A 12,645-nucleotide genomic window follows, 5' to 3' on the forward strand; every position below is an offset into this window, starting at 1 on the left:
ACAAGCAAAAATCTGGCTTGTGTCACGACTGATTCTGTATTTTTCTGAAGGGGCTTTAACTTTCAGTTTCCAGTGCAGCTGTCGCCGCAGCTTCACTCAACAACCTGCGGCGAACTTTCATTGGAGTGGTACCAAACCAGCGGTCGCAGGCCCGGTTAAATGAGCTCTGCTCCCGATACCCCAGCATATTGGAAATCTGGGCCATAGGTGGCAACTTTCTACTGAGGTAATGTTCTGCGCGTTCGCGGCGAATACGGTCGAGAATATCCTCAAACACCAATTCCCGATCTCGCAACCTGCGCTGCAGAGTGCGCTTGTGCATCCCCAGCTGATTGGCGACTTCCTGCAAACTGCAGCGCTTTAGCGGCATCAGGCAATAGATCAGCTGTTCTACTTGGTGAATCAGGTTTGACTCACCTTGTTCCAGTACTTTGTCGATATAAGACTTTAACAGAGGCCTTAAAACCGGGTTGCACTTCTCGGTCGGTTGGGCCAACTGGCCGCTACTTAGAATCAAGGTGTCGCTATTTTGTGAAAACTGTACATTTGTACCAAAAAAGTTTTCATATTGGTCGTGGAGCGGCTGTTTGGACTTTAAATGAACCGCCTCCAGATTGAACTTTTCACCACATAATATTTGTAGTGCGACAACAGAAACCCCAAGGAGAAATTCCCGGAATAGCTCGAGAGGCAATGGAGAGTCCGAAGGTATATAACTTTCTAAATCATTTAAACAATGAAAAGTTATAAACGTTTGGAGCCCTTTAACTTCCAATTCAACTCGCAGGTTATAAGGAGGGGCGGCAAATTGCTTTACGGCAGCATTGAGGAATTCCCCGAGGGTCAACGACTGCAATACTGCTGCTCCAAGAGAACTGAGGGCGGCAGCCCCCTGGCTTTTTGCCAGTCTCAGTCCGAAATCCGCGCAATTGAGTTGTCGTGCGGCCTTTTCAACAAGGTCAGTCACTTTACTCAACGGGAGATACCCCTCGAGTTTTTCAACTTGCTCGGGGTTAATACCGGCGCTATTAAGCAGTGTTTCCGGGCAGCCATTTAGCTGGGATACTTGGTCATAAAAGCCGGTTAACAGCTTAGCTCTTATTTGTTGGGTCAATTTCTTCCAAATCCTTCCAAGAACCCAGCCTGATTTAATTATTAGGCGTGCCGGGTCGCAACTTCTATTTGAGCGGAAATATTCAACTGATAGGCGCGCCCGATAATTTTAGGAATCTACAAATAAATGCAAATTCCAGGATTACACATTCCTGGGCATTGTCTGACGGATTTGCAAAACCGTCATATTGGCGAATGCCTGTTTTATTTCGAATTCCTGATATGTATTGTGTGCTATGGATAACTGTTACTGCACTAACTACCACAAAGTGCACACGACTCATCCTGAGAAAATAATATATGAGATTAAAACAAGGCAGCCGAAACTGGCGCAATTCGCCAATCAGTCTCCGCTAAGTATTATTTCAAGGCCTATATTACTTGTTTTTTTTTGTGGATTCGAAGGGCTTTTGGCTTTTGCTCATAATCAAAATGTCACCTAATGAAAAAAAATACCAATTAAAGTTAATACATTGAAACTTTATTCCCTTATGACAGTAAAAAAAATTTTTTGTTTTATGGTGACTCCATATCTGGGAATAATAATTTTTTCTTAATTTATCCACTTTTTTACCCCTGCCTAAAGCTATCTTGAATGACTGGTGATTTCAGGAACGCTTTAACACTTTTTGGGTAGTTACCAGCGGATATAAATGACCAGTTCAAATGTACGGTCATTTTGGGGAGACAAAAAAGCCCGCATAAGCGGGCTCTAGGATTACTGATTAATCAGTGGATTAGCCACCATAGTAGGTAGCTGCACCGGGGCCGACGGGCAGTCCCAGGGCAAAAACCCAGATGAAGAACAGGGCTGTCCATCCAATAAAGAAGAAGATGGAATAGGGAATCATGGTGGCGATCAATGTACCCATGCCCAAGTCTTTCTTATAGCGCGCAGCAAAAGTAATGATCAGGCCAAAGTAACTCATCATCGGCGTGATAACGTTGGTCACAGAGTCACCGATACGGTAGGCCGCCTGGATTACTTCGGGGGCGTAGCCCAGCAGCATCAGCATGGGTACAAAGATGGGAGCTGTCACTGCCCACTGAGCAGAGGCACTGCCCAGCATTAAGTTCACAAAGCCACACATCATGATGAAGAACAGGAACAGTAGTGGCCCAGTGAGGCCGATGCTTTGTAGCGCATCAGCACCTAAAACGGCAAAAATGGTGCCCAGGTTGGTGATCTTAAAGAAGGCGACAAATTGTGCAGCAAAGAACACAAGGACAATGTACATCCCCATACTGTTCATGCTCTTGGCCATGGCATCAATGACATCTCGGTCATTCTTCATGGTGCCGACAACCTTACCGTAAACAAATCCCGGGATAGCGAAGAACACCAGGATCAGTGAGACGATACCTTTAAGGAACGGAGAGCCCGCGACCAAGCCTGTCTCGGGATTACGTAAAACACCCCACTCAGGCACCACCGTCAAAGCGAGTACTGCAGATACGCCCAAAACAGCCAAACCTGCGTACTTAAGGCCGCGCTTCTCGGCGTCGGTCAGGGTGCCAACTTTGTCTTGAGTCAGGTCGACAGATGCTTCACTGGGATCATATTTACCCAGCTTGGGTTCTACGATCTTCATGGTCACCCAGCTACCAACTCCGGTGATCAGGAAGGTACTGACAATCATAAAGAACCAGTTTACTTCCGGGCCCACGGAGTAGGTCGGGTCGATCATATGGGCTGCTGATTCTGTGATCCCCGATAGCAGCGGGTCCACCGTTCCCAGCAGCAAGTTAGCACTGTAGCCGCCAGAGACACCGGCAAACGCGGCGGCCAGGCCAGCGATAGGGTGTCGACCGAGGGAGTGGAAAATCATTGCGGCTAATGGGATCAGTACCACGTAGCCCAATTCAGAGGCGGTATTAGAGATGATACCGGCAAAAACCACTATGACAGTGACTGTGCGTTTGGAAGCCTGGAGTACCAGACCGCGAACAGCGGCACTTAACAGGCCGGAGTGCTCGGCAATCGCAACCCCCAGTAGAGCCACCAAAACTGTCCCCAGCGGAGCAAATCCGGTGAAATTCTTAACCAGACTGGTAACGATCATCCTGAGTCCATCACCACTCATAAGGTTAAAGACCTCAATGACACCATCTGGCGCTCGGCCAGCAGCCCCAACCGGGCGGGGGTCGGGGACAGACAGGCCAAAGTAAGAAGCGATACCACTAATGACTATCACGCTAACGGCGAATAGCGCGAACAGTGTTATTGGGTGGGGGAGAAGGTTGCCGAGCCATTCCACAGCATCTAGGAAGCGGATAAAGGCTGTCTTGCGCCCTGGGGGACTGTCCTGCCGATCACTCGGGGAGGTTGTTGTGGTCATTGTTGGTCCTCAGTCGTTACTGCAAGCGACCCTAATTGCCTCTGGGCCGCCTTGTAGCCGAAGGGTTGGCTGAAAAATGTGCTAAAGCCGAGATCATACACAAAACTACTTCAGCTAAGAATGCCCAGAGAGAAATGTTGCTCCTAGGCAGTGGGCCAAAGAGCTATCAGGCGACCCGGATAGGTAAAAGATCTATGATGAAAGATGTGTTGTTATGGCGCTTGTCATATCAGGGTAAATCTTTCTGATAGCGGTCTCTGATGACTGGATATGCCATAATCCCAATACTATGTAGTCAATTCAGCGGTGAAAATAATGAAGATTGGAATTTTAAAAACCGATGATGTGCGCAAAGAGCTTGTCGGCGAATTTGGGGAGTACCCGGAGATGTTTGCCGACTTGTTGCGCGACCAGGACTCCAATTTGGAGTTTAACACCTACGAAGTCCAGCACGGCCAGTATCCCGATCATATAGATGAAGTAGATGCTTATCTGATTACCGGTAGCAAGACAGGCGTTTATGACGACAAACCCTGGATTGCGCCCTTAATGGATTTTGTACGCAAGTTACATGGTGAGAAAAAGCCGACCATTGGTATTTGCTTTGGTCACCAGTTAATTGCCCAGGCACTGGGAGGCCGGGCCCGTAAGTCGGATAAGGGCTGGGGGCTGGGGGTGCACACCTACGAAATGCAGGAGACGCCTAGTTGGATGTCTGAACCCGCGCCCAACTTTAGTCTCTTAGTAACGCATCAGGATCAGGTGGATCAGCTGCCGCTTGGTGGGCGAGTACTGGCTTCCAGTGAGTTCTGCCCAATGGCAATGGTGCAGGTGGATGATCATATGCTTAGCTTCCAGGCGCACCCGGAATTTACTAAGCCCTACTCAAATAGCTTAATGGAGCTTCGGAGGCAGGCTTTTGGTGAAGCTGTGGTTGATAAAGGGCTGGAGTCTCTTAAGAACGATATCCATGAAAATGCAGTTGCCAGATGGATGTTGGAGTTTTTACGGCAGTAAATTTTCCCCATTAAAGAAAATTGAAAACCTCCATATAGCTATTTTCTATTCCTGATTCCAACAGTGTCTGACCTTTTGAAACCCCACTTATAAGTGGGGTTTACTCTCATACATGCATCAAATTGCACCGTTATTCACCTTTGTTCTATATGTCTTAAAGGGCATATAAATTTCTTATAGGTTGTATTTTTTAATTTTATTTGAATATAACGATTTAACTGACAAAATATAATTTTTTCCGGTAACTGGCAGTTATTTTTGCGCTCATGTTTATGTTTGTCACTATCTCTAGATTTATATGTCGATAATATGAACTTTTAAGGTTGTTTTAAAAAGTAGTGGGTGTTTAATATGGGGTTGTTCATTTAAAGGTTCTTGTTTAGGGCGGGTATTCAATTAAATAACATGCTTGTGCCAGTTTCATTTTTCTGGGGGCGTGTATGTATTCTAGTTGATTTAAATGGAGGTCTTGGGTGTTCGCAACTCGCTCAGGGAGGATGGATTAATAATTAACACAGTTTTTTAATCTAAAAAAATCTATAAATATTTCTATAAGCAAAAGGATAGGTTTATGAGTTTATTTAAAAGGGCAGTATTGGCCAGTGCCATTGGCTTGTCAGTAGCTAGCATTAATGTGCTTGCGGCTGGAAATGTAAACGGGGGAATTGATGGAAGGCTTATTGGAGCAGATGGTAGTGAGATTCCTAACGTAACCATTCTTATTGAAAATGAAGAAAATGGCTTCAAAAGGACCATCTCAACTGGTGACGATGGGGATTTCAAGGTCAAGTTACCCAGTGGAGTTTATAAAATAACCGCGCAGAAGTCAGGGTACCAACCGGCAGTAATCGAATCAGTACTAGTGTCTATCGGTAGCACAGGTAAATTAAGTATCCCTTTGAGCCAAGGCGATATGGAAGAGGTTCTGGTTGTAGCTGAGGCCTTACCACAAATACGTACAGGAACAGCTGAGTCTGCTCTCAATATCAGTTTAGAGGATATTGAGATGTTGCCTGTAGGAAGAAATATAGAATCTGTTGCCTTGCTTGCTCCGGGAACTGTATTGGGGGATAACACATTCAGAGAGGATAAAGATCTTATATCATTTGGCGGAGCCTCTGTCGGTGAAAATGCTTACTATATTGATGGCTTGAATGTTACCAATTTTCGCAATGGCTTAGGTGGTTCTTCTGTACCCTTTGAGTTTTATGATCAGTTTCAAATCAAAACTGGTGGATATAGTGCAGAGTTTGGGCGATCTTTAGGTGGCGTTTTAAATGCTGTTACAAAGCGTGGAACCAATGATTTTAAATATGGTGTAGTTACTTACTTTGAGCCTGGATCATTAAGGGAAACAAGCCCGGATACATTATCCACAGATGGAACGCTCTATGACCTCAATTCGGAGAATGAACAGTCTAGATATACTACGGACTACTATATAAGTGGTCCGATTGTACCGGACAAATTATTTTTCTATGCGCTCTATGAACAACAGGAAACTGTTGAAGAGTTTAACACTCTCCAGGCCCCAGATACCTTTAATAATAGGGAAGTGGCTGATGACTTTTGGGGAGTTAACTTAACTTGGAATGTGACCGATGATCACATCTTAAGTTATGTTCATTTTTCCGATGAGCGGACTCGAGAAAATAAACAGTCAAACTATGACTACTACAACATGGACAAGCTTGATTATAAAGGCACGATCAGTGATTATCGAGGAGGAGAGAACTGGTTGTTGCGCTACGATGGTCAACTAACTGATAATTTCAGTATGTCTTTGTTATATGGACAAAACGAATATGAGTTAACAACAATTGGAACCACCGATGTTGAATGCCCTTTTATTATTGATGCTAGTGATGGGGCGCTATCAGGAAATTCGTCTTATTATCCAGGCTGTAATACAAACTCCAGAATTCAAACCGGTGGTGATGAGCGCGAAGCAAGTCGAATAGATTTTGAGTGGGTGCTTGGAGATCATACTGTCCGCTTCGGATATGATCGTGAAGATAATTCTTCCTCTTCTGCTGAGACCTATGCGGGCACCGGATTAAGGGATGGAAAAGGGGTCTATTACCGCTATATATCTGCCCTTCCTGACTCCAAGCTTTCTAATGGAGGTATTGTTCCCGATGTGAATGGCGATGGTAGCACGGTTCACTTGGTGCGGTATCGAGTAAGCGATGTTTCAGGATCCTTTAAAGTTGAGTCTGAGGCTTTTTATATCGAGGATACGTGGGATATCACTGATAACTTAACCGTCAGTGCTGGGCTTAGGAGTGAGATTTTCTCCAATTACAACGGTGAGGGTGATGTATTTATAGAAATTGATGATCAATGGGCTCCTCGTCTCAGTTTTTCTTGGGACCCTAGTGGCGATGGAGAGACGCGCGTTTTTGGTAATTGGGGTAGGTACCATATGCCTGTTGCTGCTAATACTAACGTGCGTTTATCTGGAGGAGAATTGGGCTTGGAGCGTTACTTCATTTTTAATGGAAGCTATGATCCAGTAACTTATGTCCCCACAGATATTGATGCAGAAGGGATACCTACAACTGAAGAAATAGGTCCTGTTCAGATTAACTCTAGCGGAGAAGTTCCCGATAGCCGACAATTATCTGATCGGGATTTGAAGGCTATGTATCAGGATGAATATATTCTGGGCTATGAAAAGGTTCTCAATGAAAGTTGGAGTGTGGGTGTTAAAGCTACCTATCGTGATCTAAAGTCACATATTGACGATATCAGTATTAACCATGCGGTTGACGCATTAGGCTATGCTCATACTGGGGATGCTCATGGTTATGTTCTCGCTAACCCTGGAAGTGATGTAACAATTCCTTATGATAGGTATGGTACCGGTGAGTTGGAGATGACAACTTTCTCTGCTGAATTGCTCGGGTATCCAGAAGCTAAACGAACCTACAAAGAGCTAGAGTTTTCCGTTGATAAAGCCTTTGACGGCGTTTGGGGTCTAACAGCCAGTTACGTGTGGTCTGAAAGTAAAGGTAATACAGAGGGGTACGTTAAATCTGATAATGGTCAGGATGATGCGGGGATTACTCAAGACTTTGATTTCCCTGAAATTATGGACGGTGCCAATGGCTTTCTCCCTAATGATCGCACCCATAAGTTTAAGATATATGGAAGCTATCAGATAATGGAAAACTTACTATTAGGCGCCAATTTCCTTTTGCAATCAGGAAGACCGATAAACTCCTTTGGCAAAGGGCACCCAGATGGCACTCCCTACTATGGCGATACCTACTATTTGACTGATCCAGATGGTAATTTAGTGCGAACTGAGCGCGGTAGTCGTGGCCGGACGAGCTGGGTGAATCAGATTGACTTATCGTTAATTTATAATACTGAAATTGGTTTGGCTGATGTCGAGTTAAGGGCTGATGTCTTTAATTTATTAAATGCAGACGCTGAAACAGAAGTTGACGAATTTGCAGAGATTAGCCCCGGGTTATCTGACCCTGACTGGGGATTGAACCAATACTATCAAACGCCCAGATATTTTAGGCTAGGCGCCAGCGTACGTTTTTGATTTCAACTTTAATGGGCCGCCATTGTGGCGGCCTTAACTTTAATAAATATAACAGTAGAGGTAACTTGAGCTAACGATTCCTATTAAATGGAAGGCTAATTGACCCCATATACTGAATCTTCTTCGATCTGAATAACTCTTACCCGGATAGGGTCTTCAATCTGAAAATATTGTCTTGCGCTTTCGTCAAGTTGAATGGCCAAAGCTTGAAGTTTTTGGTGCGTTCGATCTGGTTTCTTTAAACAGGATACTTCAATATGGCACTCGCCTGGTGTTATTTGGAGGGTGTTAATGATTTCTACATTAGGGTCTTCTTCTGTATCTAACTCCTTAATGATTAGATCTTGGAATAGCTTAGAGGCTGAATCCGGAGCTAGCTTTAGTGAACTCAAAAAAATCTTGCAACTAACCATAAGGAAATTCCTATTGGAAACGTTAATAGCTATATCAATAGTCTTCAGATTACTTTGTAAAGGGGCTGGTGTGTAAGAGGGGTCTTAAATATCCCTTAGGTTGTCATATGTTGAACTGTGCAAAGATAATAGCAGAAGATTGTGTTTTTTTTAAGGTTGTCCTGCGTGATTATAACTTTTTGTAATTAATAGTACCTATTTTCTGAGTTTGAAGGTTTGGGTCAAGCTGATTAACTGTCTTTATGTGTTGGAAGGGAATTGTCCAAGTAGTTGGATCTTTATATTGGATAGACAAAAAGGAAAAATAAAATTGGCGGGTAAATTTTTTGATTCTAATGATTATTTGGCGATGATAGGGGATGTAAATTTTTATCGAGTGAGTTGGCTTCATTGGGGGGGAATATAGTTAAATACGATGTCAAGCTACTAATGTTCTCTTCCGGTGGGAAGCCAACTGATTTATCTAGATATTCACCTTTAGTATCGGAAGCATTATTTTTCTGGAGGTTTAGCTTTGCGGTATAAGTCAATAAAATTTGAATAGTACTTCTTTATAGATGGTTGTAGGGGCGGTAAGTCCACGTGGGTATATTTTACATAATGAAACATTGGTACCAACTAAGGGTGGGTTGGCGAGCACATGTAGTTGAGGCTAGAGGCACAGAAGTTTATAAATAGCCATAATTTGAATGGATTGAATTTCCTGCAGTGAGATTGGCAATATCTCATTAATCCAATGTTGAGAGTGGGCTTGGTTATACTAAGGTCGTGTCAATATTTATTGTTTTAATCTGGCCGAGTTTTTAACTTTTTTTTGCTGAGCTTGTTAATTTTTGATCCTAATATTTTGTCTTTTCGAGGGGGCTGTGGAAGTTAAATCACGTTAGTAAGAACTCTGAATATTCTTAGGGTATTTAGGCTCGGTTTACCCCGGACGAACTGGTACGATAGTTTCGTTAATGGTGTGAAAATTCAGTCTAACTTGATTTTATTAAGGGCTGGCTTAATGAAAATCGCACTAAGAGTTTATGAGTAGCATTAAGTTAGTTGAGGCTTCATCAATTCAGTTAAAAATATCGATAAGTATTTTACAAATGTCGATCGGTGTAGGATGAATATTACATTACAAGAGAACTAGTAGGCTGTAGTTAGGATGGATAGTCCTGAAGTGATGAGCCTACTGGGCTAAGATAGTTTTCGCTCAGTTCAGAGGTTTAATGCATGTATGTGGGTGTTTCTAGCGGTAGACAAAGATTTTTGTTGTGATCACTCACCCATAATTACCAGTCAATATTGGCATGTTGGGGCATAATCGAGTTAAGCTTTAGTTTGCTGGATAGAGGTTTCTATCTGGCAAACTATACGAACTAACTGAAAGGAAGGTGCGCTATGTACACTGAAACTGATATTAAAGCTGGGCCTGAGGCACAAGTAGAGCTGCCATGGGATGAAGATTAAGTAATCTTTTTCTTAACCCCCAAAGTTAGGTTGTTTAGAGTGTTTTTTTGTGCAGATTGATCTCAATAGATTTGAGGATAATTTCAATATTTTTTTGTTGAAAAACTTCAAATAATCTTGTAGGTTTTTGTGCTTGCACTTTAGGCATTGCTTTCCTTGGGGGCAACCCTGACTACCAGTCGATTTTATTCCATTATAGTTGGATAGTTGTTACTCATTCTATTTGTTTGACGCATCTATTTTTGCAAGAGTTCATTGATGAATTTCCATTATTCCTACATGACTCTTATCACGTGGACTTCTTTCTATAGGATAGTTTGGGGTTGCAGGCGCCAGTCGGAAAATGATGTCGATTGGTGCCTCTTTATTTTTGCTATAGAAAAATTTCTATTTGGTAATTTTTTAAATACTAGAATCAATCTAATTGAGCTTGCTCCCCTATACTTTTCAGATTTTGTCTGACAGTGAAAGGTCGTAATAATTTTTTGATGATAAAGCTTATATTTCAATATGATTGTTGATGTTTGACTCATAATTGAAGCCTGCCTTTATCGACTTTGACTTCACTAATAATTTATTGAGAATAAATCTCAATAATAGTTCCTGTTAAAAAATAGGTCGGAGAAGCCAAGTTTCAATTCGATAAAAAAGCTTGCTGCTAGTAGAATCTCCGAAGTATAGGTGCATTACTTAACTCGTAAGTGGTAGTTTTGTTGGAGATTTATTCAATCAGATAACTCCCTTAATCCATTTTAATTGTGTAGTTTAAGGTGGTGGTGATAAGTTTTTGTTGTAGAATAAAAGTTATGAGTGGTTTTTCTTTCGGGTTTTTGATAGTGCCGTCCGTGGATTTACATTGACCCGACTTGCTGCTCTTCTATAGAAATTTCTAGTAAAGATTTTTGCGCCACCTTTTGGGATTGAGCTCTATCATGTGTGTTGTTTTTGACATTTTGGAAGTAATATAAAGTATTAAGTAGGTCTTGAGTGTGTATTTATAGTAAGCTGAATTTACATTGTTAATTTTAACTCTTGTGCTTCATTCTTGGGGTTTTTTATCAAAAAGTTAGTCCATGTTTATATAGTATGGTGACTGCTTAGCTTAAATATGTAAAAAATGTGAAATTCTTATATCCCGACAAATACTTCGCTTTGTATCAAGGTTTTAGTGGCGGGAATAACTATCAATGAGCTAATCACTACGCGTATAGTTAGTTTGCGCTTACTTACAGTGTTGGGTGGATATGAATTAATAAAGTAAAGACGCGCCTCAAGTATAGATTGCTATTTACTTGTCAATGATTTTTGGTCGAAAGACTTCATCTGGACTGCTCTGGTGCTGGGGTTAAAAATCACCATATGAATCATAACCTAAGTTTAGGTGGGAGTTATGAACCACTATGTTAGAGTCAGGTAGGTGTAGATTCTAATTGACTCCATTACCTGAGAAATCTAAATTTGTATGTCCTGTATTTTCAGAAGAGAAATACAAAAAAATCGAATGAATAGAGTTAAATTTTACTCCTGTTCAATGCGATAACCATTTATAGGTTTCTCATATTGTCAACGCCTTTTTTTAACACTACCCGCGCTATTATTTCAGATTCTATCCGTGCCTTGGTTGTAGCTACTACTCTCGGTGTCCTGCTTCTGGCCGTTTGGGCTATATGGTTTTTTACAGTAGAAATTACAACATATAGCGTGAGTGAAGACGCTAGGTTGGAGCAGGAGCACAATACTGTTCATGTAAGTACCCAGCGCGTTGGACGTGTTGTTCAAATTGAGGCAGAGCTTGGTGATAGTTTAGAGCAGGACGATGTACTCATTCGTCTTGATACGTCCGTACTTGATTTGAGCCTACAGGGAGACAGCAAGATATCTGGCAGCTTGCGCGATCAACTTGAATCAGTTCAAAGGGAACGAGAGCTGCTGGATAAAAAATTTGGTGAAGATGAGAAGGCTCTCAGTGATCAATTGAAGCTGTTGGAGCAACAGTACCACCTTCAAGTCAGTAATCAGAAAATTCAAGCGGATGTTGCCGATCGTTATGAACGGCTGTTACAAAAACAGCAGAGTTCAGAGTTGGATTACCTTGCCGCAAAACGGACGTACCAACAAATGGCGATGGCAACCCTGAAAGTGCAGGCGGATATTCGCGCTTTGGAGGATCGTCGAGCACAGCTAATAAGTGAATATCAACTTGAAGTGAGCGCTTTAAAGCAGCGGCATCAAGGTATTGATGGAAAGATTGCAGAAGTTGATACCCGTATTCAGCAAAGCCACCTTGCTGTGAGCGAGCAGAACCTGCGTGCCCCAATTACCGGGGTGTTGGCTTCGCTGGCAAAAATACGGGAAGGCGAAGTGTTGGTTGCCGGGCAGCAAGTTGCAACGATTCAAGCAGAAGGTGTTATTTCTATACAGGCATTTTTCCCACCCGCATTAGCTTTGGGGCATATTCAGCCTGGGCAGAAGGCCCAAGTAAAGCTGGATGGATTTTCCTGGGCCCGTTATGGGCAATTGGAGGCCCGAGTAGAACGGGTCGCTAGTGCCGTCCAGCAAGGCAAAGTTCTTGTACAGCTATCCCTACAAGGTGAAGCACCGCCCCATCTCCCATTACTGCATGATTTACCGGCCAGGGTAGAAATTGCCACAGGCAAGAAAACACCATACCAACTGCTTCTACAAAGGACAGGTGAGATACTCTCGGCCAAAGCTCCCGCAGAGACCGTGGAAGAGGGAGCGTAAC

6 protein-coding genes are annotated in these 12,645 nt (G+C 42.8%); 3 read left to right on the forward strand and 3 right to left on the reverse strand.

Going from position 1 to position 12,645, the window contains the following annotated elements:
* Nucleotides 1-55 precede the first annotated feature (55 nt).
* Nucleotides 56-1,114 (reverse strand): AraC family transcriptional regulator, encoded by a 1,059-nt coding sequence (locus ACJJI5_RS04335; protein WP_445355617.1) that lies wholly within the window; start codon nt 1,112-1,114, stop codon nt 56-58.
* A 736-nt stretch (nt 1,115-1,850) separates the two neighbouring features.
* Nucleotides 1,851-3,452 (reverse strand): AbgT family transporter, encoded by a 1,602-nt coding sequence (locus tag ACJJI5_RS04340; protein ID WP_444896033.1) that lies wholly within the window; start codon nt 3,450-3,452, stop codon nt 1,851-1,853.
* 315 nt (nt 3,453-3,767) lie between these two features.
* On the opposite strand from ACJJI5_RS04340, the gene ACJJI5_RS04345 reads away from it, so the two are divergent.
* On the forward strand, nt 3,768-4,469 hold the full coding sequence (locus ACJJI5_RS04345) for a glutamine amidotransferase-related protein (RefSeq protein ID WP_444896034.1): 702 nt from the start codon (nt 3,768-3,770) through the stop codon (nt 4,467-4,469).
* Nucleotides 4,470-5,040: 571 nt separating this feature from the next.
* The gene (locus ACJJI5_RS04350) at nt 5,041-8,028 is read left to right on the forward strand and encodes a TonB-dependent receptor (protein WP_444896035.1); all 2,988 of its coding nucleotides are present in this window, start codon (nt 5,041-5,043) and stop codon (nt 8,026-8,028) included.
* Nucleotides 8,029-8,123: 95 nt separating this feature from the next.
* Here ACJJI5_RS04350 and ACJJI5_RS04355 read toward each other — a convergent pair whose 3' ends face one another.
* Nucleotides 8,124-8,441, reverse strand: coding sequence for a hypothetical protein (locus tag ACJJI5_RS04355; RefSeq protein WP_444896036.1), 318 nt, complete (start codon nt 8,439-8,441; stop codon nt 8,124-8,126).
* Between the two features lie 3,018 nt (nt 8,442-11,459).
* On the opposite strand from ACJJI5_RS04355, the gene ACJJI5_RS04360 reads away from it, so the two are divergent.
* Entirely contained in the window at nt 11,460-12,644 is a 1,185-nt protein-coding gene (locus ACJJI5_RS04360) for an HlyD family secretion protein (RefSeq protein WP_444896037.1), read from the forward strand.
* Nucleotide 12,645: the final 1 nt, after the last annotated feature.

The organism is Microbulbifer maximicatervae (SeqCode), assembly GCF_052467955.1.